Consider the following 22191-nt stretch of genomic DNA (forward strand, 5'->3'; position numbering starts at 1 on the left):
CGGCCCCCGCGCCCGCCCGAGCCCGCGCCCCCCCCCCCCCCCCGCCGCGCCGGATCAGCGGGTGGCGTGGATCGCGGTCTCGATCACGCGAGTGACCGGGCCGGGATCGGAGATCAGGCCGAGGTGGCCGGCCGGGATGCGGGTGATGGTGGAGTGCGCCCGGGTGGCCATGAAGTTCTGCGCGGTCGGGGTGATGATCAGGTCCTTGGTGCCGAGCACGTACCAGGACCGGATGGTCTTCCAGGCCGGTACGCCGGACGGGTCATTGCCGGCTTGAAGGGTGAGCGGGCGTTGCGCCGGGTAGAGCTGCTCGGACTCGGAGCGCGGGACCCCGGAGGCGAACGACTTCACGAACGTGTCGTGCTTCAGGTACAGGTCCAGGACGCTGCCGTTCGGGACGAAGTCGAAGACAGTCTCCGGAGGTACGGCGAGGGCGGAGTCCGCACCGGCCAGCGGGAAGACCGACTCGTTCTCGTTCGGGGCGAACGCGTCGACGTACACCAGCGCCTTCACGTTCGGGTTGCCGGTCGCGGCGTTCGTGATGACCGCGCCGCCGTACGAGTGGCCGACCAGCACGATCGGCCCGGACAGGGTGGCGAGGAAGTTTCGGATCGTCGCCGCGTCGGTCGGGAGACTGCGCAACGGGTTCGGTGGGACGCGGACCGTGTACCCGTCGTCCATGAGCCGACGGGTGACCTTCGCCCAGCTCGACCCGTCGGCCCACGCTCCGTGGACCAGCACGACCGTCGGTTTCGGACCACTGCGGTACGACGCGGCCGCGGGTGTCACGGCGGCGATCAGGACCGCGAGTACGGCGACGACTACCGCCAGCACCCGCGTTCTGTGGTGATGCATCGATGAAGCCCTTTCGTCAGGCGACTGTCGCCGGGAGGGCGCGCAAGGCTGCGTGACGAAGCCGGGTGGTGCGGGTCAGGACTGGAAGAACTCGAGCAGGTCGGCGTTGACCACGTCCGCGTGGGTTGTGGGCAGGCCGTGCGGCAGTCCTTGATAGGTCTTCAGGACGCCGTTCTTGAGCAGTGCGGCCGACTTCGGACCGGCATCGGCGTACGGGACGATCTGGTCGTCCTCGCTGTGCACGACAAGGACCGGCAGAGTGATCTTCCGCAGGTCCTCGGTGAAGTCGGTCTGGGAGAACGCGACGATGCCGTCGTAGTGCGCCTTGGCGCCGCCCATCATGCCCTGGCGCCACCAGTTCGCGATGACGGCTTCGACCGGCTCGACACCCGGGCGGTTGAACCCGTAGAACGGGCCCTCCGGTAGGGCGCGGTAGAACGCGGACCGGTTCGCGGCGAGCTGGTTCTGCAGGTCGTCGAAGACCTCCTTGGGCAGGCCCTCCGGGTTCGCGTCGGTCTTCACCATCAACGGCGGGACCGCGCACAGGATCGCGGCCTTGGCGGCCCGGCCCTCGCCGTGCCGGGCCAGGTAGTGCACGACCTCGCCGCCGCCGGTCGAGTGACCGACGTGGATGCAGTCGTGCAGGTCGAGGTGGTCGATGACGGCTTTCAGGTCGTCGGCGTAGTGGTCCATGTCGTGACCACCGCTGGTCTGCGTGGACCGCCCGTGCCCCCGGCGGTCGTGCGCGACGACGCGGTACCCCTTCGACAGGAAGAACAGCAGCTGGTTGTCCCAGTCGTCGGCCGACAGCGGCCATCCGTGACTGAAGACGATCGGCTGCCCCTCACCCCAGTCCTTGAAGAAGATCTCGGTGCCGTCGCTGGTCGTGATCGTTCCCACGGTGTACCCCCTGATTCCCTTTCAGCACAAAGGGGATCGGCCCTTTGCCGCCCCCGGGACACGCTAGCTGCTGTCGCCTGGATTTCCGAGGAGTTCTCGGGCCGGTTCGAATAGCGGTCACTATCTGGCCGCTACACCTTCTAGAGTCAGGGACATGACGAACAACGAGCAGCCGGTGACCGGCGAGCGGGCCGACATCCTGGACTTCCTGGCCAAGCACCGGTACTTCCTGCGGCACACCGCGCAGGGCCTGACCGACGAGCAGGCGAGCACCCGCAGCACCGTCAGCGAGCTGACCATCGGCGGCCTGATCAAGCACGTGTCGGCGGTCGAGCAGCACTGGGCCGAGTTCGCCCAGGGGACGCGTCCCGACGACGTCCCGGCCGAGTCCGAGTTCACGCCGGAGATGATCGCCTCGTGGCGGGACCAGTTCCGCCTCACCGAGAGCGAGACGCTGGCCGGCGTACTGGCGGAGTACGAGAAGATCGCCGCCGCCACCGACGACCTGGTCCGCACCCTCGACCTCGACGTCAGCTACGAGTTGCCCTCCGCCCCCTGGCAGCCCCCGGGCGTCTTCTGGACCGCCCGCCGCGTCTTCCTGCACATCACCGCCGAGACCGCGCAGCACGCCGGCCACGCCGACATCATCCGCGAAGCCATCGACGGGCAGAAGTCGATGGGCTGACGCGCTCCAGCGCCGAGGGTGCCGCCGGTCGGTGGCGTCCTCGGCGCTTGTCGTTAGCGGCTTGCGAGAAAGCTGGATCGGGGCTCGCGCGCTGGCGACGATGGTGCGGTGATCGGTGGGTTCGTGGTCGAGGGGTCTCTCATCGGCGCCGCGGGATGTGCGGTATCGACGCCGCTGACCGTCACCCCCGACGCCGACCTGCAGACAGCTGCAATGGCCCGAGCCATCCAGGCCGGCCTGGCCACGCCGAACCTCTCGCCCCACCACCCACCAACCAAGGCACCACGCCAGGTCTCATCAGAGACCAACAACAAGCACCTTCACCGGTCGTAACTCGGGTTATCGGTTTACAGGTTGTAGCTCGGCCACTCGGCGCAGCTCGTCGAACGCGTTCGGTGGGCCCGCTGACAGGCGATCGCGGATCGTTGCGGCGCACTCCGCCGGATTCTGACGCTCGGAGTCGACCTCGACGTCGTACGTGCCGTGTTGGTGGACAAGCGGGAACTGCAACGCAGCGCGGCCGATCGTCCGGTTCCCACGCTCGCGCTCCCGCCGCTCGAGCTCAGGCAACGAGCAGCGAATCCCAACGAAATACACCGGGAGCCCGTCAAACACCTGGAGACAATCCGCAAGCCGCCAGCGCTCACCCAAGATGTGATCCACCACCACGTCATTCCCCGCCGAGGCCATCCCCGCGACCGCCCGGTGAAACCCCAACACGGTCCGCTGAAACACCGGCAGGAACTCCTCCTCGCTCCACTCCCGCCGAGCCCGCACATGATGAAACTGATCAACCGCCAAGTGAAACCAGGCCCCGTCCAGCGCGCCCAGCAACTCCTTCGCAACACTCGACTTCCCAGAACTCGACGTCCCGTTCAGCAGGATCAGCCGCCCCGGCCGCCCGACCGGGGTCTCTGGAAGCAACTCATGGGTCGCGCTGATGGACATCGCCCCATGATCCCTGACCAGCCGGTCAGCTGAGGTGCTGTTACGAGCGGTTGCGGGGTGTCTGGAAGCGGTGGACCTGTTGGGGCCAGCCGCAGGCGATGGCGATCTTGCCGGCCCAGTGGCGTGCGGCGTCCTCGTCCGGTACGTCGACGACCGCGAACCCGCCGAGGTGTTCCTTCGACTCGACGTACGGCCCGTCGCTGAACATCGGCGTACCGCTCGACGCGTCCACACTGAAGACCGGCGCATCGGGCTCCAGCCCGCCGGTGAAGATCAGAACCCCGGCCGCCTTCATCTCCGCGATGAGCGGCCGCAGAGCCGCGGACTTGGCCGCCAGCTCCTCGTCGGTGTGCTCAGGCACCCACTCGTCGTTGAAGGCAATGAGGTACTCGGACATCTCTCCTCCTCAGCGGCGGCCGCCACGACCACCTTCCACTCTCACCACGAACACACCCCACCGAATCCGACACCCGCCCTCACGAGTTTCACACACGGGAACCACACCGGGCGACGCTGGTCGCTCCCTGCGAGGATGGCGGCCATGGTGAGCTACCACGCGCGGTACGTGTCCGGTGATCCCGACGAGGTATGGCGCGACTTACGCGGTCTCGGCGGACGGGTCTTCGATGCTCCGTACCGCGAGGACGCCGAGGCGGTGGCGCGCGAGTTTGCCGACCGTGCCCGCAGGAACGTCGAGACGCTCGTTGGGCGGCTGCAGGCGCAGGGCTTCCGTGCGCAGGAGAACGACGACGAGGGGACGCCGCGTCCCGCCCATGTCCCGCCGTCGCCGGGCGCGCCCGCGCTGGCCGACTGGCTGGAGGAGACGTTCGCCCCGTTCCCGATGACGGTCAGCGCGTGGATCCGCCAGGTGGGCGACCTGCCAGCTCTGCCGGGGCATCTTTGATCCTGCCGTGTCGCAGAAGGTCATTTGCCAGCTTCGACACCATGGCGCAGACAGCCTTCATGTAGTCGAACCTGGCACCGCTGCGAACCCTGCGAGGTGTCATGTACCCCCACGAAACGCAACGCCGCATCGTCGTCACCGGGATGGCTGGATCCGGGAAATCCACGTTCTCCCGGGCGCTTGCGGTCAAGTCCGGCCTGCCGGTCATCCATCTGGACCTCCAGTTCTGGAAGGCGGGCTGGACCGAACCATCGGAGGCCGAGTGGCGCGAGAAACAACGTGACCTCCTTGCCAACGACGCCTGGATTGCCGATGGCAACTACGCCGAGACGCTCGATCTCCGGCTCGAACGCGCCGACACTGTGGTGGTCCTAGCCACGCCGTGGTGGCGGTGCGCGGGACGAGCGTTGCTGCGCGGCTGCCGAATGCCGGACACGCTGCCTGAAGGCTGTGAGTACTCGGCCTGGCAACGGTTGCGCGACGAATGGCGCCTCATCCCGCTCATCTGGCGGAACCGGCGCGCGGAACTCGAACGCGAGCAAGCGATCATCGCCCGACACGGGCAAGACGTGACCCGGCACGTGCTCAAGTCCAAACGGGCGATCAGGGAATTCCTGGACGGGGCAGTCGACGTCAAGGGGAGGGGAGACCGAGATGGAAGCATCTGAGGCGCGGCGCGCGCTGGCTGTGGCGATGTCGACCGCCTCAGAACTCGGCTTGGCCGTCGACGACGCGATCGTTCTCAGCGACTCCAACCGACTCGTCATCCGTCTGACGCCGTGCGACACCGTCGCCCGAGTCACGCCCATGACGCATTTCGCAAGCGCAGAGCAAGAAGTTGAACTCGTGCGGCGGCTAACGCAGACGGACAGCCCGGTCGCCCCGCTCGAGCCTCGAGCCGAACCACGCGTCTTCGTGCATGACGGCTTCAAGATCGCCCTGTGGGCCTACGTCGAACCTGTGCAGTCACCAATGCTTCCGCCGGCCGAGTACGCGCAGGCGCTCGCACGTCTTCATGCCGGCCTGCGGCGGATCGAGATCACGACACCACACTTCATGGATCGAGTGGCTGCTACTCAACGAGACGTTGCCAGCCGTGATGTCACTCCCGATCTCGCGGATACGGACCGGGCGCTGCTCGCCAACACGCTGCACGATCTAGGGCGATCAATCGTCGACCGGCGCGGCGCCGAACAACTGCTGCATGGCGAGCCGCACCCGTTGAACATCCTCAACACGAAGAACGGGCCGCTCCTCATTGACTTCGAAAACACCGCCCGTGGGCCCGTCGAGTACGACCTGGCTTGGGCGCCTAGCGAGGTCAGCCAGCACTATCCCGACGCTGACCAAGATTTGGTCGGTGAGTGCAGGGGTGTCGTACTCGCGATCGTCGCAACGCATCGCTGGAGTCTCAACGACCAACACCCGAGCGGCAGAGAATCGGGAGTGGCGTACCTTCGCGTTCTGCGGGAGGGTCCGCCGTGGCCGGCGCTCGACGACGTCGTCTGGTAGAGCGACACCCCTACCGTCGTGCGGCATCATCAACGGCGTGGATACACCGCAGACGAAGTACGACGCGTCGCCAGGCAGTATTCAGCCTCTGATAGACACCTTCTGGTCCGCTGCAGGTTGGCGAGAGTCGCCGGATTGGCCCGCTGATCAGGATCTCCGCGCGGCCGTTCAGCGAGGTGTCATGTTTCCGGAGCCGGTCGTCCTGAGTCACGACGGTTGGGTCGCGACGGCACAGGCTGCGGTCGGCCACGTATCACTCATGGAAGCAGAGGCGGCGTTTGTGGCGAGCCTGACCAGTCGCAGACTCGACCTGCGCTCGGTCCTGGCATCGTTCCTCATCGCGCGCGGCCTACCGGACCATGGCTTCACGGCGAGCACTCGCGGTCGCCAGTGCGCGGTGTGCGGGTTGTACTCGGAGTCGGCCGCCGAGGATCTCAACGTACTGAACTTCGAACGCTTCAAATGGGGAGGGGTGCGACGCGACAACATCAACTATGTCGCCTTCGACCTGCAGCAGTTTCGCCTGGCGCCGAGGCTCGAGCCGACCGCCGAGGACATACGGCTCGGGCGCACAGTCCTCGAGACGCTGAATGATCTTCCGCCTGACATCACGGCATCCCAGGCCGCTGCTCAGCTCGGTTTCGTGAAAGGCAACAAGGCCGAACGCGAGGTCCTGCTGGACATACTGGGGATCTGCGGCGTACTCGACACAGACGATCATCCTGGATTCGCCAGGGAGTTCGTTCCGTGGAGTGCGCGTGATCTTCCATCCCAGCGGTTCGTGGAACGTGCGTACCCAGCCTGCTGGTGGAAAGCCGCAGCAGGAGTCAACGCCGGCGCCGCCAAGAGTGTCCTACCGACCTTGACCTGATTTCGGGAGCACGACACACAAGCCGAGGGCTCCACCGGCGGCAGAGCCCTCGGCCTGCTGAAGGATCAGTCGTCGAGCAGGTCGCCTGTCTCATTGGCTGAGTCCACGACTGTGTCGAAGTACGGCCATCCGTCGACCTCGGTCACCTGCTCGCGTGCGAAGAGGTCCAGGGTCGACAAAGCCGCATCCAGGAGCCGGCGAACAGTTCCAGGCTCGAAGAGATTGAGATAGCTGCGATCCGGCAGACGCACCAGGGCCGCGGCGTCGAAGTACGTGTTCGAGACGACCCGGTCCGGGCCGGGACGGAAGACGAAGACCAACCTGTGCCGCGTGCCCTCGGGGAACAAGGAGAGCGTCAGCCGGCAGTCCTCATAGCTGGGTTTCACTTGCTGACGGACCGTCCAGCGCCAAGTGACGTCACCCACCACGAGACGGCGCAGGCGGCGGTCGTCGTTCTTCACCCGGACACCGTATGACACGAGCGCCCGGCCGCTTGGCGGTCGGGCGCTCGGTGCATTACAGCTTGTCAGGCGGGGAACTTGGCGCCGGTGTTGCTGTGGCAGCGGTAGCCGTTGGGGTTTTTGTGGAGGTACTGCTGGTGGTAGTCCTCCGCGTAGTAGAAGGTCTGCGCGGGGGCGATCTCGGTGGTGATGTCGCCGTAGCCGAGGGGCTTGATGGCGGGGGCGTAGAGGTCGCGGGTGCGCTCGGCTTCGGCGCGCTGGGCGTCGGTCGTGTAGTAGATCGCCGAGCGGTACTGCGAACCGAGGTCGTTGCCCTGACGCATGCCCTGGGTCGGGTCGTGCGTCTCCCAGAACACCTTCAACAGATCGGTGAACGTGGTCTTGGTCGGGTCGTAGACGACTCGGACGGCCTCCGTCTGACCGGTGCGGCCGCTGCAGACCTCTTCGTACGTCGGGTTCGGGGTGTAACCGCCCGCGTACCCGACGGCGGTGGTGTACACGCCGGGCTGCTGCCAGAAGATCTCCTCGGTGCCCCAGAAGCATCCGGTACCGAACCAGACCTCCTCGAACCCCTCGGGCGCGGCGGCGGTCTGCGGCGTGTGCAGGACGATGTTCTCGTCCGGTACGGCGAAGCCGGGGGTCGGCCGGCCCGGCAGCGCGGCCTGCGGCTCGACCATGGCGGTGTTGCGGGTGAAGAACGACATTCTCACGCCTCTCGCAGAGTGACTCTCATAGTCTCTCAACGCCCGATGTAAGGCGAACCTTCCCCGCACCCCTTACGGCACGATGACGTACCGAAGAACGGGTAGTGGTCGGACGTGGCGGGCCACGGCACGCCTGGCGCGGCGGCGGCCGGGGCGGTCAGGGGTGACCACTACCCGTCGTTCGGTACGGCGTTAGGCGATCATCACCCCAGTCCGCCGCGGCGGAGCGCCGGCGGTCAGGGAGTCGTACGACGCGGCCAGTCGCTGTACGCCGTCGCGCAACGACTCCACGTCCAGCGTGTACGGGAGGCGGATGAAGGACTCGAGGCCGCCGTCGGGGGAGAAGCGGGAGCCGGCGACCAGCAGCGCACCGTTGCGCTGGGCGACCCCGACGAGGCTGGAGCCGACGGGTTCGGGGAGTTCGCACCACAACGACAGCCCACCGGACGGCAAATTGAAGTTCCACGACGGGAGCTCGGCGGCGACGACCGCGGCCAGCGCGTCCCGGCGGCGGGCGAGCTCGGCGCGACGCTCCGGGAGCAGCGTCGACCGCTGACGCAGAAGGTCCGCGACGACCAGCTGCTCGAGCACCGGCGCCCCGAGATCCATGGACGCCCGCGCGTCCAGCACCCGCGCGACCAGCGCCTCCGGCACCCGCATCCACCCGATCCGCAACCCGCCCCAGAACGACTTGCTCACCGACCCCACCGTGATCACCCCGTCGGGGTCGTACGACGCGAACGGCGGCGGCATCTCCTGCCCGTCCAGTGACAGCTCGAACAGCGTCTCGTCCACGATCGCCGTCGTCCGCGACCGCGCGAACGCCCGCGCCAGCCGCTGCCGATCCGCCGCCGGCATCAGGAAACCGGTCGGGTTCTGGAAGTCCACGACCAACCAAGCGGCCCGCGGCGCCGTCTGCCGGATCGTTGCCTCCAACAACGGCAGGTCCCAGCCGCCCGGCGACATCGGTACGGCGACCACGCGGCACCCGCTGCGCCGGATCGCGTCCACCGAGTTCGGGTGCGTCGGGCTCTCAGTCAGCACCCGATCCCCGATCTGCGTGATCGCCCGGACCGCGATCGAGGTCGCGGCCAGCGCACCCGCGGTCACGATGATCTGATCGGCCGACGTCGGCAGCCCGCGTTCGGAGTAGGCGGCCGCGATCTCGGCGCGCAGTACCGGCAGTCCTTGCGGGTGGTACCCGGGTGTCGCGAGATGCAGCGGCAGCGCGTCGGCGGCCGACGCAACCGCGGTACTGATCCCCGGCACCGCGGCGGGCGCCGCGCACGTGAAGTCGTACATCCCGCCGGTGTCGATCCCGGGCGCGTGGTGCCGCCCGAGCTCCGGCTCGACCTTCGACGGCAGCGCCGTGACGCTGCCCGATCCACGGCGGCTCGTCAGGTACCCGCTGTCCCGGAGTTCGCGGTACGCCGACGCGACCGTCGTACGGCTGACTCCCAGCGCCTCGGTCAGCTCCCGCTCGCTCGGCAGGCGCGATCCGGGCATGATCCGCCCGTCCGCGATCAGCAGCCGCAGCCGCTCGGACAGCAGCCGGTACGCCGGCCCGGTCCCGTCCGCCCACTCGCCGAGCAGGCCGGTCAACGTGCTGGCGGGGAGATAACGCGCTTGCATGCAGTCCACTATCGCGCAATTGGCTATCGAATACCAGGCCACTTACTCCGGACACTGGAGAACGTGACCGCCACCTCCGCTGCGCCGCCGCGTCAGCTCGCACCCATCAACCCGATCCAGCAGCTGAAAGCAGGCCACCTGCCCCGCCGCTTGGTGCAGCTGTACGTCGGCCTGACCCTGTACGGCGCCTCGATGGGCCTGATGATCCAGGGCAACCTCGGCCTCGACCCGTGGGACGTTTTCCACTCGGGTATCACCAAGCACGTCCCGCTGAGCTTCGGCACGGTGGTGATCGCGGCGAGTTTCGTCGTACTGCTGGCCTGGATCCCGCTGCGCCAGTGGCCGGGTCTCGGCACGATCAGCAACGCGATCATCATCGGCCTGGTCACCGACCTCACCCTGGCCACGGTCGACAGGCCCGACGCGCTCTGGCTGCGGATCGTGTTCATGCTCTCCGGCGTCGTCCTCAATGCGCTGGCCGGGGCCCTCTACATCGGCGCCCAGTTCGGCCCCGGTCCCCGTGACGGACTGATGACGGGCCTGGTGCGGCGTACCGGTCTGAGCGTGCGTCTGGTTCGGACGGCGATCGAGCTCACGGTCCTCGCCACGGGCTTCCTGCTCGGCGGATCGATCGGCGTCGGCACCGTCGTGTACGCGCTCTCGATCGGCCCGCTCGTGCACGTCCTGCTGCCGATCTTCACCGTGCGACTGAAGCGCGAGTAGACCCCGACCCGGCCGTACGATGTGCCGTTCCCGAGCCAGTCAGGAGTCGAGCATCGTGTCGGTCGTTCCCGATCAGGAACTGATCATCGAGTTGCTGGAGCAGATGGAGCTCAAGCACATCGTCGACGAGGAAGGGGATCTCGCGGCGCCGTGGGAGACGTTCCGGACCTACTTCATGTTCCGCGGCGAGGAGGACCAGCAGGTGCTGTCGGTCCGGACGTTCTACGACCGGGACTACGGCCTCGACGACAAGCCGCGGCTGCTCGGGATCGTCGACGACTGGAACCGGACCACGCTCTGGCCGAAGGTCTACACCCACACCGACGACGACGGCACGGTCCGGGTCATCGGCGAGGTCCAGATGATCGTCACCGGTGGCGTCGTTCTCGACAACTTCGTGAACACGATCGTGAGCTGGATCCGCGCCGCGATCGAGTTCGACCGCTGCCTGGCCGAGCAGCTCACCTGACACGGGTCCCGGGCCGTCGCGGTCCGGGACCCGTTTCTCGCAGGACCCCTCAGCCTGCGGGCTCTCAGCCGACGGGCTCCAGTTCACGCTCGTCGGGAGTCGTCGAGCGGACCTTCAGCCGGCGCGGCCACCAGGCGCGGGGGCCGAGCAGCGCGATCAGGCTGGGCACCAGGAAGCTCGACATCACGAACGCCGAGATCACGATGCCGGCCGCGACCGAGAAACCCATCTCGGTGAGCAGCGCCATACCGGCCAGCATCAGGGACGAGAACGTGCCGGCCAGGATCAGCCCGGCCGCCGCCACCGACGGACCGCCGTGCTCGATCGCGAGGTCGGCCGCGGTCCGTGGATCCGTTCCGCGCTCGGCCTCCTCGCGGAGTCGCGCGATCATCAGGATGTTGTAGTCGGTGCCGATGGCAACGACGAACAGGTACAGCATGATCGGCAGCGAGAATGTGACCCCGGCGTGGCCGGCGGCGCCCTGGAACACGAACACCGTCGCGCCGATCGAGCTGAAGAAGCTCAGTACCACCGCGAGCATCAGGATCAACGGAGCGATCAGCGACCGCAGCAGCAGCGCGAGGATGACCGCGATCAGCCCACCGGCGACCGGGAAGATCACCGAGAGGTCCCGGCTGTTCGCGTCCCGGATGTCGGCGTACCCGGCCGTCACGCCACCGAGCAGTGTGGTCGTCCCGTCCGGCGCCTCGGCGTGTGCGACCTCGCGCAGCTTGCCGTCCACCAGATCCAGCGACGCGTTCGCGTACGGCGCGTCCTTCAGTACGACGTTGAGCTGGGCAACCGTCTTGTCCTTGTTCAGCAGCGCCATGCTGCCGTCCGCGCCGGCCGGGAGTACTCCACCCACCCCGTCGACCTTGGCGAGCTTCCCGGCGTACGCCGTGAGCTCGGTGGGATCGAGTGGCGTGCCGTCGGTGCTGCGGACGTAGACCGTCGTCGGGTTCAGGGCGCCTGCGGGAAATCCGGCCTGCAGGTCCTTGACCGCGCGGGCGGACTCGGTGCCGTCCGGGAGCTGGCTGAACGCGTCGTAGTCGACCTTCATCCCGAGCGAGCCGAGCGCGAGCACGACCATCACGCCGCCGGAGATCGCCGCCACCACGGCCGGGCGCCGGGCGGTGAATCGGCCGAGCCGCTTGAACGTCGCGCCCTTCGGCGTCTTCTGCCAGGACTTCGACGGCCAGAACACCTTCGGGCCGAGCAGCGAGACGACCGCCGGGACGAGCGTGATCGCCGCGAACGCCATCACCGCGACCGCGATCGCCAGCCCCGGGCCGAGGCTCTTGAACCCACCGAACACCGCCAGCAGCAATGCGCTGAACGCGACCACGATCGCGCCCGCCGCCGAGACGATCACCTCGGAGACCCGGGCGACCGCGTTCACCAGCGCTTCCTTCGGCTGCTCGCCGGCCCGGAGTCGTTCCCGGTAGCGGAACAGCAGGAACAGGATGTAGTCGGTGCCGACGCCGTACAGCACGACGGTCAGGATGGTCTGCAGGTCCTGGGTGACCTGTAGGCCGGTGGCCTTCGCGACGAGTGCGATCAGGCCGGGCGCGATCCCGGAGACCAGGCCGACCGTCAGGATCGGCAGGAACGCCGCGACCGGGCTGCGGTAGATGACCAGCAGCAGGCCGATGATCAGCACGACGGTCGCGATCCCGACCACGACGAAGGCGTTCTCGAACGCGTCCTGGTTGTCGAGCATCAGCGCCGCGTCACCGGTCACGCCGTACTCGAGGTCGGCGCCGGTGAGGGCGGGTCCGGCGACGTCGCGGATCTTCTGGACCGCGTCGAGCACCGGCTGTTCGTCCGCCGTACCTTTCAGGCCGACGCTGACGATCTGCACCTGCTTGTTCGGTGAGACCGCCTGCGGGCCGGTGACGGCCGCCGTGACCCGGTCGATCTTCGCCGCGGTGATCTTGGCCGCGAGCTGGGTGACCTTGGCCTGGTCGGCCGCGGTCAGCTCACCGCCGGTGGCGCGCTTGACCACGATGCTGGCGGTCGCGTCGTTGGTCTGCCCGAACGTGTCCACGGCCAGCTTCTGCGCCTGCACCGACTCGTACTTGTCGGGCAGCAGCGCCGCCTGGTCCTTGGTGGTGACATCCGCGAGTGTCGGCGCGAACGCTATCACCGCGACCGCCGCGACCACCCACGCGGCAATCACCTTCCACGGGTTGTGGACGACGAAGCGTCCGAGTCTGGTGAACACCCCTGACCCCTCCTGAGGGTTGTGCACTGTCTACCTGCCGGTCGGTAGATAGACTACCTGCCGCACGGTAGGCAAGAGAAGTGAGAGAGTGGTGACGTGCAGCACGCGACCAGTTCCCGCGACACCAAGGCGGAGATCCACCGCGCCGCTGTCGACCTGTTCTCGAACCAGGGCTACGACAAGACCAGCCTGCGCGAGATCGCCGAGCAGGTCGGCATCACCAAGGCGTCGCTGTACTACCACTACTCGTCGAAACAGGACCTGCTGCGCGCGATCGTCGGCACGTTCCTGGAAGATCTCTTCGAGGTACTGCGCCGCGTGGACACGCTGCCGTGGTCACCCGAGGCTGAGCGTGAACTACTCGCGGCGTACCTGGACGTGGTCCTGGCGCACCGCTCCACCGGGCCGACGCTGCTCCGCGACGTCGCCGCCGTACTGGCCGCCTTCGGGGACGACCTCGAGGATCTGATCGCGCGAAGCCGGCGGTTCCAGCTGTGGCTCGCCGGGCCGGATCCGACGGCGGCCGACCGGCTGCGGGCCGCGGCCGCGGTCGAGACGATCGGCGCGGCGATGTCGGCCGAGGTCGACCTCAGCGTGCCGGACGCCGAGATGCGGGCCGTCCTGCTCGACGCCGCGTCCGCGGTGCTGGCGCGGCGCGGTGCGCCGGTCTCCGAGTGATTGCCGGTACTGCGGATTGTCGGTGCTGCGGGCTAACGTTCGCGACGTGAACACGTACCGGTTCTCGGCACCGCTGTGGCAGTACCCGGGCGAAGGCAGTTGGTACTTCGTGACGGTCCCGGAGGAGGTCAGCGACGACATCACGGATCTGACCGCGGGGCGGCGGAAGGGCTTCGGGTCGGTGCGGGTGACGGTGACGGTCGGCGCGACCACCTGGCAGACCTCGGTGTTCCCGAGCAAGACCGGCACCTATGTGCTGCCGGTCAAGAAGCAGGTGCGGACGGCCGAGGAGCTGTCCGAGGGCGCTCCGGTCGAGACGCGGTTGGAGCTCGTCGACTTCTAACAGCACGAACGCCGCCGGTTGCCCGGCGGCGTTCGTGGTGATTGCAGGTTCAGGCGCGCTGCGCGGTCATTCGCGACCGCCGCGCTTGTCCACCTTGTTGCCCTTGTCCGTGCCGTGGCCGGCGTGCTGCCTGTCGTCGCCCGCACCGCGGGAGGTGTTGACGGCCTGGTCGACGGTGGATCCCTTCGGCGCTGAGACGCCCGCGTTCGTGAGCCGCATCGCGTCGTTGCCGTCCACGCTCGCTCCGGTCGGCTGCCCGCCAGGCTTGTCCTGCCCCTGCGCCTGGCCGGCCTTGTCGCCCTGACCTTGCACCTGAGTCGGGTTGTCTCCCTGGCCCTGTACCTGAGTCGGGTTGTCGCCCTGGGCCTGGCCCTGCGCCTGGGGGTCGGCCTGCGCGCGTGCCGGGTCCTCGGCGGCGGCCTCGGGGTCCAGGGCCGTTTGGACCCACCGCTCCTTCCGGGCCGGCTGTGCCGCGGCCTGCGCTGCCTTCTGCTGGTCCTCGCTGAGCTCTGCGCCGCCGCCCTGGGCCCGCTCGCCGTCGGCGCTCACCTCGCCACCGGACTCCTGCGGGTTCCCGCCGACCGCTTCCTGCTCGGCCTCCCCCTTCGCCGCCTCCGGCTGTGCGGCCTCCGGCTGTGCGGCCTCCGGCTGTGCGGCCTCCGGCTGTGCGGCGTCGGGTTGTGCGGCCTCCGGCTGTGCGGCCTCGGGTTGTGCGGCCTCGGGTTGCGCGCCCTCCTGCTGCACGGGCGTCACGAACTGCACGTTGTGCAGATTCGGATCCGGCTGCTGCGGCTGCTGGCCTTCCTGACCCTGCTGGCCTTGCTGCGGCTGCTGACCCTGCCCGGGCTCGGGGCTCTGCTGGCCTTGCTCGGGCTGCTGAGATTGCTGGGGCTGTTGGCCCTGCATCGCCTGCGCCATTTGCTGGTTGAACTGCTGGTTCTGCTGCTGGAAGTCGGCGGCCTGCTGCGCCAGCCGGCCGGCCTCCGCGTGGATCAGCTGCTGGATCTGGGCGCTGTACTGGTTGATCTCGGCAACCGCGGAGACTGCCCGCTGCTGACTCGCCTCCAGCATCTGCTGCAGCTGGGCGATCCGGTCGCCGCCCTGCACCTGCTGCTGACCGGCCTGCTGCCCCTGACCCTGCTGCCCCTGCCCTTGAACCTGTTGCCCCTGGCCCTGACCCGGGGCCGCCTGGTTCTGCTGCCCGAAGACCTCAGGTCTCAGCGCCTGCTCGAACTGCCCCCGCATCGCCGCCGCGAGCTGCACCCGGGACAGCGTCCGATCGTTCCCCGCGGCCCTGCGGACGCCGAGGTTGGACTTCCGCGCGTCCTTGTAGCTGAGCGCCATCGCGGCCTTGAGATTCTTCCGTCCCTGCCGGACGCGCTGCCGGGTGCCGTAGGCGCGCGCGATGCGGCGGAACGGGTTCCTGGTCGGGGCCTGCCGCTGAGGCTGCGTGGACCGCATCCGCTCGGTCATCTGCTGACTGACGGACGCCGCCTGACCGGCGTACTGCTGCGGGTCGACCCGTGCGTTGACGGCGGCCTGCGCCATCACGGCCAGCTGTGACGGGGAGAATCGGCTGGCCCGCTCCAGGGCCGTCCGGTCGTACTTCTTCACCTCGCTCTTGCCGAGCGCGTAGGCGGCCTTGAGCTTCTTCGTGCCTCGGGCGCCGGCGAACCAGCGGTTCTTCGGGCGGGGGCCTGCGGAGGGCTCGCTCATCAGGTCTCCTAGTCGATGTACACGGCGTAGTTGACCCCGACAGACGTCGTCAGCGGGTCCTTGCTGGGCAGGGTGCTGTACAGGTGGATCTGGGCCCCCGGACGCAACCAGACGGCGAGGTGCCGGCGGCCGATCCCGGCGCCGGGCTCCCACTCGTCCACGAACGTCGGGCTGCTGGAGTGACCGACGTAGTCCGGCCGCCCCCAGTGCCGACCCGCGAGCGCGAGGCTGTCCGGCCAGTGCGCGTCCAGGCCGGCTTCCGCGGCGGAGATGTCGTCCGGACCGATGTCGTACGCCGACCAGCCGCTGTCCGGGGTGTCCGCGAACGCGAGACCGTCGAAGACGATCATCGTGGTGCCGCGCCGGGTGGTGAAACCCCACGACACCATCTCCGCGTCGATCACCTCGCCCGGCTGCAGCGGCCACGGCTGCCAGGAGGTCTGGCCCATCACCCGGTGCACGAGGGCGCGCACGACTGCCGGACCGGCCTCGTCACCGTCCGGACCCGCGATCACGGTCCAGTCCGGGATCTCGGCGAGATCCGCCATCGCCAGGTCGTCCTGGTCGAGCGGCCTGTCCTGCGTCTTCATGCGGTCCTGGGGTCCTTCCTGCCCGGTTGCCTGCCGGCAACCCTCTGTGCGCAACCGTAGGTGGCGGAGTGGGTCATTCGCCACCTCGTACGACGTGCCTGTGGACAACTTGGATCCCACGAAGTTCCCAGGAAGTTCCCCGGGCTGGACGGCCTGCCGGGCCCGAGCAGACCAGGCCGTACGCTGGTCCGGTGAACACGGAACACCATTACGGCTTCGAGACGCTCGCCATCCACGCCGGGAACGAGCCCGACCCGACCACCGGCTCGGTGGTCCCGCCGATCTACGCGACCAGTACCTACAAGCAGGACGGCGTCGGCGGGCTCCGCAACGGCTACGAGTACTCCCGGTCGGCGAACCCGACCCGGACCGCTCTCGAGGAATGTCTGGCCGCGATCGAGGCGGGCAGCCGCGGATTCGCGTTCGCGAGCGGTCTCGCCGCCGAGGACACGCTGATCCGCTCGATCTGCGCGCCCGGCGACCACGTGGTGTTCCCCGACGATGCGTACGGCGGCACGTTCCGGCTGTTCTCCCGGGTGCTGAGCAACTGGGGTGTCGAGATGACGCCCGCCGCGGTCACCCACCCGGAGGCGATCCGGGCCGCGATCCAGCCCGGCAAGACCAAGGTGGTCTGGCTGGAGACGCCGACGAACCCGTTGCTGAACGTTGCGGACATCGCGATTGTCGCCCAGATCGCGCATGACGCCGGCGCCCTCCTGGTCGTCGACAACACCTTCGCCTCGCCGTACCTGCAGCAGCCGCTGGAGCTCGGCGCGGACGTGGTCGTGCACTCCACAACGAAGTACATGGGTGGGCACTCCGACGTGGTCGGCGGTGCGCTGATCGTGCGCGACAGCGCGCTGGCGGAGAAGATCGCCTTCCACCAGAACGCGATCGGCGCGGTCGCGGGTCCGTTCGACTCCTGGCTGGTGCTGCGCGGCATCAAGACGCTCGGCGTCCGGATGGACCGGCACAGCGACAATGCCGAGAAGGTCGTCGAGTTCCTGCAGCGGCACCAGTCTGTCAGCCAGGTGCTGTACCCGGGCCTCGACGGGCACCCCGGCCACGAGACCGCCGCCAAGCAGATGAAGCGGTACGGCGGGATTGTCAGCTTCCGGGTCCGCGGGGGCGAGTCGCAGGCACTGGACATCTGCAACAAGGCGGAGGTCTTCACGCTCGGCGAGTCCCTCGGCGGTGTCGAGTCCCTGATCGAGCACCCGGGCAAGATGACCCACGCGTCGGTTGCCGGTACGCCGCTCGAGGTCCCGGCCGACCTGATCCGGCTGAGCGTCGGTATCGAGACAGTCGACGACCTGCTCCTCGACCTCGATCGCGCAATGGCGTGAGCCTGGTGGTGGCCGTCGACTTCGGGTCGACGTTCACGAAGGCGATCGCGGTGGACTCCGGCTCGGGCGACTTAGTTGCCCGAGCCGAGCACCGGACGACGATCGACACCGACGTGATGGAGGGCTGGCACGCGTGCCGTGCCGCCCTGGAAGCGGTCGATCGTGGGGTCGCCAAGGCCGAGGTACTGGCGTGTTCGAGCGCCGGCGGGGGACTGCGGATCGGTGTCGTCGGCAACGAGGAGCTCGTCACCGCGGAAGCGGGCAAGCGGGTCGCGCTGTCGAGCGGCGGCCGGGTGGTCGCTGTGGTCAGCGGTGGACTCACGGCCACGACCCAGAAGGAGCTCCGCAAGGACCGCCCGGATGTCGTCCTGCTGCTCGGCGGGACGGACGGTGGTAACTCGGCCGTCCTGCTCAAGGCGGCCGAGACACTCGCGAAGTACAGCTGGCGGAAACCGGTCGTTGTCGCGGGCAACATCGAGGCGCAGGACGAGATCGCGGCGACGCTGGCCGCGGCCGGCGTACCGCATGTGCTGGCGGACAACGTCGTACCGGAGATCGGGGTGTTCGCTCCGGACGGTGCGCGGGCCGCGATCCGGGAGATGTTCCTCGCGCACGTCATCGGCGGCAAGAACCTCTCGCGTGACCCGGGGTTCCAGGCGATGGTCCGCGCCGCGACGCCCGACGTCGTACTGCGGGGTGTCGAAGTGCTCGCCGCGCTGCACGGTGACGTGGCGGTCGTGGACATCGGCGGCGCGACCACCGACGTGCACTCGGTGATCGAGCTCGACCCCGAGGACGCGAACCTCGGGCGCGAAGTGGTCGCTACTCATCCCGTGACCCGGACCGTCGAGGGCGACCTGGGGATGCGGTGGAGCGCCGTACCGGTGGTCGAGGCGGCGGTCGAGGCAGGCCTGCTCGCGGACGCGCGCGAGCTGCGGTCGGCGGCCGAGCTGCGGCGTACGGATCCGTCCTACCTTCCGGACAGCGAGCGAGAGGCGTCGTACGACGAGAGCCTCGCGAGCGTGGCCGCTACGGTCGCGCTCCGGCGGCACGCGGGGCGGCAGCGGATCGTGTTCGGGCCCGGCGGCCGGGTGGTCGAGCGGTCCGGGAAGGATCTGCGCGAGGTGGACCTGCTGGTCGGGTCCGGGGGAGTGCTGCGGCACAACCCGCCCGAGGTCGCGGCCCGGATCCTGGGCTCGATCGGGACCAACGCGCAGGCGGAGGGCTGGCTCGTCCCGCAGCGCGCGGAGGTCTGCGTCGACACCGACTACGTGCTGGCCGGTGTGGGGCTGCTGGCCGACGACGCGCCCAAGGCCGCTGAGGGGCTGGCCGCGCACATTCATGGAACGGGTACGCGCGGGCACTAGTCTCGTCACCAGCACAGTTGTGGAGGTGGGATGAGCGACACGGGGCGGGACGACGACGCCGGAACGCGCGACGAGGCCAGGCAGGACGAGGTCCGCGACGATCCGAGTCCGATCGCGGACAACGAGGTGCTCGAGAAGAGCAGCGCGGCCGAGCCCGAGGCATCCACCAAACGCAGGCGGGTGGACAACGGGGTGACGCCGGGGATGGAGATCGCCAGCGCCTGGGCGTGGCGGTTCCTGGTCGTCGTGGCGGCCGTGGCCGTGATCGGCTACACGATGCGGTACCTGTCCGAGGTCGTCGTACCGGTGACTGTCGGCATCCTGCTCAGCGCGCTGCTCGTGCCGGTCACCAACGGGCTGCAGAAACTCCGCCTGCCGCGCGGCCCGGCGGCCGGGATCACGGTGATCGCGACGATCATCGTGATCGCCGGCTTGCTGACCCTGGTCGGGACGCAGATCGCCGGTCAGTTCGAAGACCTGTCGAACCAGGTCGGAGAGGGCGTGCAGAAGCTGCGCGACCTGGCCCGGATCAACTTCGGCCTCTCCGACTCCGACATCACGAACCTGTTCAAACAGATCCAGAAGCAGTTCACGTCCGGCGGCGCGCTCGGACAACAGGCAGCGGCGGTCGGCACGACGGCCACGCACGTCGTCGCGGGCCTGTTCATCTCGCTGTTCTGTTTGTTCTTCTTTCTGTACCAGGGCGAGCAGATCTGGACCTGGTTGGTGCGGCTGTTCCCGCGCCGCGCCCGCGGCAAGGCGGACTCGTCCGGCCGGAAGGCGTGGGTGTCGCTGACCGCGTTCGTCCGCGCCACCGTGATCGTCGCCGCGGTCGACGCGATCGGGATCTCGCTCGGCGCGGCGATCCTCGGGCTGCCGCTGGTGAGCGCGATCGGTATCCTGGTGTTCGTCGGCGCGTTCATCCCGGTCGTCGGCGCGCTGATCAGCGGCATCGTCGCGGTCCTCGTCGCGTTGGTTGCCAAGGGCCCCATCGTCGCGATCGTGATGCTCGCGGTGGTGATCGGCGTACAGCAGCTGGAGGCGCACGTCCTGCAGCCGTTCCTGCTCGGCCGCGCGGTCAGCGTCCACCCCCTCGCGATCATCCTCGCGATCGCCACCGGCGTCGTCATCGCCGGCATCGTCGGCGCCCTGGTCGCCGTCCCCACCGCCGCCGTCATCAACGCCATCGTCAACCACCTGGCCGGCAACGACGTAGACCCAGAACCCCCCAGACCCCTCCCCAGACTCCGCAACAACCACTCCACCGCCACCGAGGACTGAACGCCCGGATGGCGGCAGACGGTGGTGTCGAGGACTAGCTTCCGCGTCCGTTGTGTTGCTCGCCCCTCGCGCGCTCCGCGCCGTGCCCGTGCCCCGGACGGGCGGCCGCGCCCTGCGTCTGGCCGGCAGGCCCCGAGCCGGCCCGGGACTGCCCGGACTCGGCCATCCGCATCGCTCGGTCCGCCTCCGGGTTCTGCGCCCGGGTCCGGAGCTGCTGGGCCCAGTTGCCCATGTCCTGCTTGATCGACGCTGTCTGCTCCGCGTCGAGGCCGTACCTCGCGTAGTCGGCGTCCGGAAGGTTCGCGGCCTGATCCAGCTGGTAGGCGAACCCTTCGCGGTCCATCCCGGACATCTCCCGCTCGTCCCCGAGCTCGAGCACGTCGTCGCGTGAGTAGCGTCCCGACTGGACGACGGCCTCGAGGTCGATCGCACCCTTCGCCTCGACACGGTCGTAGACCATCCCGACCTTGGAGCCGACGGAGTCCTCGACAGAGATCATCGGGCCGACCTCGGTCTCGACCGTGGGCCGGCTGCGGAAGTCGCGGCCGATGTCGACCTCGGTACTGCGGCCGTCCTTGCTGACCGCGAACTTGGCGTGCTCGCCCGACCGCTCCAGCACGTCGACCTGGTACCCCTCGTCGCCGTACGCCGTCTGCAGGTCGTTCATCGTCTGGTCGAGGTCGGTCTGCTGGTTGGTGAACAGGTCGACGTCGTGGTGCGGCCGGTCACCGAAGCCGTGTTCCTTGAAGGCCTGCCCGCCGGCCAGCGCGTACCCGCGGTCCTGGGTCGCGGAGAGCCCGATGCGGGCTACCTGAGCGTGTTCGGCGTCCATCACTGCCAGATCCCGCCGGCGCCGATCTCGGCGAGCCGCGGAAACGCGGTGTGCCAGCGACGAACGCAGTACCGCGGCAGGTGGAGCTGCGGCCAGAGCTCGATCAACAGGTCCTTGTTCACCAGGCTGGTGAGCTGGGCCGGCGTCGAGGCCTCACTGAGCACCGTCTTGTACAGCGACAGCTTGTCGTCGGCGTTGGCGAGGTCGTAGACGCGCTGCGGTCCCCAGTTGATCGAGACCGGCAGTTCGACGATCCCGGTGCGCGGACCGGTCAGCTGATCCAGCGACTCGGGTACGACGTAGGGGATCCGGGAAGCGTACGAGTCCCCGGGCTGGGTGTAGCGCGGCTCGTTCATTCGTCCATCTTCCCTGAGGGATGGTTCAGTTGCTCGGCCCAGTGCCGTGCCGTGTCCCGGATCCGCGCGATCAGCTCGGGCGTGGCGCCGTACTGCTGGAAACCGGAGTCGGGCAGCCGGGCGCCGGCGCGGAGTTGGCGGGCGAACATCTCGCGGTCCAGCGGAGTGACCTCGCGCTGATCGGCGAGCGTGAGGAGGGCGTCGCCGTCGTAGCGGCCGCTGTCGAGGACTGCCTGGACGTCGATCAGGTCGCGTGGCTCGAGTCGTGAGTAAACGGCGCCGACCTTGCTGCCGAGGGCATCCTCCTCGGAGAGCACCGGCCCGACCTCGGTCGTCGCCGGGGGCAACTGCCGGTGGTCGACGCCGAGATCCGCCTTGGCCGTCGTACCCTCCTCGTCGGTCACTTCCAGGCGCGCGAAACTCGCGGCTTGCCGGACGACCTCCACAACGAGCCCGGCAGACTGGTACGCCGCCACTAGTTCGTCGACGGCCGCTGCGAAATGGACGGGGTCGTCGGTGAACAGATCGATGTCATCGGACTCACGCTCACCAAACCCGTGCGCCTGAAGTGCGTAACCACCGGCGAGCACGAAGCCGTACTCGGCCACAGCTCGCAGGCCAACGGTCGCCATCCGGCGCTGCAACGGTTTCATGAGCTCAGTCTGCCCAAGCCACTCGCCGTTGAACGACAAGACGCCGCCGCGCCCCGCTCGGCGGCGTGTTTGGGGTTGGGGTAAGGCGTAAGCCCGATCCCAAGACCAATGTTTAGGTGTTGTTGGTGTGGTTCGGAGCGG

26 protein-coding genes are annotated in these 22191 nt (G+C 68.6%); 13 read left to right on the plus strand and 13 right to left on the minus strand.

Annotation, left to right across the window (positions count from 1 at the left end; translation table 11 throughout):
• Window positions 1–54 precede the first annotated feature (54 nt).
• Both ACWGID_RS23155 and ACWGID_RS23160 read right to left on the minus strand, forming a co-directional pair.
• Entirely contained in the window at window positions 55–855 is an 801-nt protein-coding gene (locus tag ACWGID_RS23155) for an alpha/beta fold hydrolase (protein ID WP_452199682.1), read from the minus strand.
• Between the two features lie 75 nt (window positions 856–930).
• Entirely contained in the window at window positions 931–1755 is an 825-nt protein-coding gene (locus ACWGID_RS23160; RefSeq protein ID WP_452199683.1) for an alpha/beta fold hydrolase, read from the minus strand.
• Between the two features lie 154 nt (window positions 1756–1909).
• Here ACWGID_RS23160 and ACWGID_RS23165 point away from each other — a divergent pair, with 154 nt between their 5' ends.
• On the plus strand, window positions 1910–2440 hold the full coding sequence (locus ACWGID_RS23165; RefSeq protein ID WP_452199685.1) for a DinB family protein: 531 nt from the start codon (window positions 1910–1912) through the stop codon (window positions 2438–2440).
• 108 nt (window positions 2441–2548) lie between these two features.
• On the plus strand, window positions 2549–2773 hold the full coding sequence (locus ACWGID_RS23170) for a hypothetical protein (RefSeq protein WP_452199687.1): 225 nt from the start codon (window positions 2549–2551) through the stop codon (window positions 2771–2773).
• A 6-nt stretch (window positions 2774–2779) separates the two neighbouring features.
• Here ACWGID_RS23170 and ACWGID_RS23175 read toward each other — a convergent pair whose 3' ends face one another.
• Window positions 2780–3388, minus strand: coding sequence for a chloramphenicol phosphotransferase CPT family protein (locus ACWGID_RS23175; protein WP_452199689.1), 609 nt, complete (start codon window positions 3386–3388; stop codon window positions 2780–2782).
• A 40-nt stretch (window positions 3389–3428) separates the two neighbouring features.
• Window positions 3429–3785 carry a YciI family protein gene (locus tag ACWGID_RS23180; protein WP_452199690.1) on the minus strand — a complete coding sequence of 119 codons (357 nt, stop codon included), beginning with the start codon at window positions 3783–3785 and terminating at the stop codon, window positions 3429–3431.
• 144 nt (window positions 3786–3929) lie between these two features.
• Here ACWGID_RS23180 and ACWGID_RS23185 point away from each other — a divergent pair, with 144 nt between their 5' ends.
• The 4 genes from ACWGID_RS23185 (at window position 3930) to ACWGID_RS23200 (ending at window position 6675) form a co-directional block, all read left to right on the plus strand.
• Window positions 3930–4292, plus strand: coding sequence for a hypothetical protein (locus ACWGID_RS23185; protein ID WP_452199692.1), 363 nt, complete (start codon window positions 3930–3932; stop codon window positions 4290–4292).
• Between the two features lie 143 nt (window positions 4293–4435).
• Window positions 4436–4960: a hypothetical protein gene (locus ACWGID_RS23190; protein ID WP_452199694.1), complete on the plus strand. Its 525-nt coding sequence runs from the start codon at window positions 4436–4438 to the stop codon at window positions 4958–4960.
• Window positions 4947–5804: an aminoglycoside phosphotransferase family protein gene (locus tag ACWGID_RS23195; RefSeq protein ID WP_452199696.1), complete on the plus strand. Its 858-nt coding sequence runs from the start codon at window positions 4947–4949 to the stop codon at window positions 5802–5804. Before ACWGID_RS23190 ends, ACWGID_RS23195 begins: the two co-directional genes overlap by 14 nt.
• Window positions 5805–5841: 37 nt before the next feature.
• On the plus strand, window positions 5842–6675 hold the full coding sequence (locus tag ACWGID_RS23200; protein WP_452199698.1) for a hypothetical protein: 834 nt from the start codon (window positions 5842–5844) through the stop codon (window positions 6673–6675).
• A 65-nt stretch (window positions 6676–6740) separates the two neighbouring features.
• Here ACWGID_RS23200 and ACWGID_RS23205 read toward each other — a convergent pair whose 3' ends face one another.
• From ACWGID_RS23205 to yczR, 3 genes are all read right to left on the minus strand, one after another.
• Window positions 6741–7136, minus strand: a complete 396-nt coding sequence (locus ACWGID_RS23205; RefSeq protein ID WP_452199700.1) for a hypothetical protein — start codon at window positions 7134–7136, stop codon at window positions 6741–6743.
• A gap of 65 nt (window positions 7137–7201) precedes the next feature.
• On the minus strand, window positions 7202–7840 hold the full coding sequence (gene msrA, locus ACWGID_RS23210; RefSeq protein ID WP_452199702.1) for a peptide-methionine (S)-S-oxide reductase MsrA: 639 nt from the start codon (window positions 7838–7840) through the stop codon (window positions 7202–7204).
• 192 nt (window positions 7841–8032) lie between these two features.
• On the minus strand, window positions 8033–9472 hold the full coding sequence (gene yczR / locus ACWGID_RS23215) for a MocR-like transcription factor YczR (RefSeq protein ID WP_452199704.1): 1440 nt from the start codon (window positions 9470–9472) through the stop codon (window positions 8033–8035).
• 63 nt (window positions 9473–9535) lie between these two features.
• Here yczR and yczE point away from each other — a divergent pair, with 63 nt between their 5' ends.
• Both yczE and ACWGID_RS23225 read left to right on the plus strand, forming a co-directional pair.
• Entirely contained in the window at window positions 9536–10195 is a 660-nt protein-coding gene (gene yczE, locus ACWGID_RS23220; RefSeq protein WP_452199705.1) for a membrane protein YczE, read from the plus strand.
• Window positions 10196–10250: 55 nt separating this feature from the next.
• Window positions 10251–10664, plus strand: coding sequence for a YbjN domain-containing protein (locus ACWGID_RS23225; RefSeq protein ID WP_452199707.1), 414 nt, complete (start codon window positions 10251–10253; stop codon window positions 10662–10664).
• A gap of 64 nt (window positions 10665–10728) precedes the next feature.
• Here the strand turns inward: ACWGID_RS23225 and ACWGID_RS23230 are convergent, their stop codons facing one another.
• Window positions 10729–12888, minus strand: a complete 2160-nt coding sequence (locus ACWGID_RS23230; RefSeq protein WP_452199709.1) for an MMPL family transporter — start codon at window positions 12886–12888, stop codon at window positions 10729–10731.
• Between the two features lie 96 nt (window positions 12889–12984).
• Here ACWGID_RS23230 and ACWGID_RS23235 point away from each other — a divergent pair, with 96 nt between their 5' ends.
• Entirely contained in the window at window positions 12985–13566 is a 582-nt protein-coding gene (locus tag ACWGID_RS23235; RefSeq protein WP_452199710.1) for a TetR/AcrR family transcriptional regulator, read from the plus strand.
• A gap of 46 nt (window positions 13567–13612) precedes the next feature.
• Complete coding sequence (locus ACWGID_RS23240) at window positions 13613–13909, plus strand: DUF1905 domain-containing protein (protein ID WP_452199711.1); 297 nt, start codon at window positions 13613–13615, stop codon at window positions 13907–13909.
• Between the two features lie 66 nt (window positions 13910–13975).
• On the opposite strand, the gene ACWGID_RS23245 is transcribed toward ACWGID_RS23240, so the two are convergent.
• Together ACWGID_RS23245 and ACWGID_RS23250 are read right to left on the minus strand one after the other, a co-directional pair.
• Window positions 13976–15625, minus strand: a complete 1650-nt coding sequence (locus ACWGID_RS23245) for a hypothetical protein (RefSeq protein ID WP_452199713.1) — start codon at window positions 15623–15625, stop codon at window positions 13976–13978.
• Window positions 15626–15633: 8 nt separating this feature from the next.
• Window positions 15634–16215: a hypothetical protein gene (locus ACWGID_RS23250; protein WP_452199715.1), complete on the minus strand. Its 582-nt coding sequence runs from the start codon at window positions 16213–16215 to the stop codon at window positions 15634–15636.
• Between the two features lie 191 nt (window positions 16216–16406).
• Between ACWGID_RS23250 and ACWGID_RS23255 the strand changes: the two genes are divergently transcribed.
• From ACWGID_RS23255 to ACWGID_RS23265, 3 genes are read left to right on the plus strand one after another with little or no spacing between them, the layout of a single operon-like run.
• A complete protein-coding gene (locus ACWGID_RS23255) occupies window positions 16407–17561 on the plus strand; it encodes a cystathionine gamma-synthase (RefSeq protein WP_452199717.1) in 1155 nt (384 codons plus the stop codon).
• On the plus strand, window positions 17558–18928 hold the full coding sequence (locus ACWGID_RS23260) for a glutamate mutase L (protein ID WP_452199719.1): 1371 nt from the start codon (window positions 17558–17560) through the stop codon (window positions 18926–18928). The genes ACWGID_RS23255 and ACWGID_RS23260 overlap by 4 nt, the downstream gene beginning before the upstream one ends.
• 30 nt (window positions 18929–18958) lie before the next feature.
• Complete coding sequence (locus ACWGID_RS23265; protein WP_452199721.1) at window positions 18959–20209, plus strand: AI-2E family transporter; 1251 nt, start codon at window positions 18959–18961, stop codon at window positions 20207–20209.
• Window positions 20210–20243: 34 nt separating this feature from the next.
• Here the strand turns inward: ACWGID_RS23265 and ACWGID_RS23270 are convergent, their stop codons facing one another.
• Genes ACWGID_RS23270 through ACWGID_RS23280 form a run of 3 tightly spaced genes read right to left on the minus strand, consistent with a single transcriptional unit; the run spans window position 20244 to window position 22050 of the window.
• Window positions 20244–21041, minus strand: a complete 798-nt coding sequence (locus ACWGID_RS23270) for a hypothetical protein (protein WP_452199723.1) — start codon at window positions 21039–21041, stop codon at window positions 20244–20246.
• Entirely contained in the window at window positions 21041–21397 is a 357-nt protein-coding gene (locus ACWGID_RS23275; RefSeq protein ID WP_452199725.1) for a hypothetical protein, read from the minus strand. The genes ACWGID_RS23270 and ACWGID_RS23275 overlap by 1 nt, the downstream gene beginning before the upstream one ends.
• A complete protein-coding gene (locus ACWGID_RS23280) occupies window positions 21394–22050 on the minus strand; it encodes a nucleotidyl transferase AbiEii/AbiGii toxin family protein (protein WP_452199727.1) in 657 nt (218 codons plus the stop codon). The genes ACWGID_RS23275 and ACWGID_RS23280 overlap by 4 nt, the downstream gene beginning before the upstream one ends.
• Window positions 22051–22191 lie beyond the last annotated feature (141 nt).

This window comes from Kribbella sp. NPDC054772, from assembly GCF_053611945.1.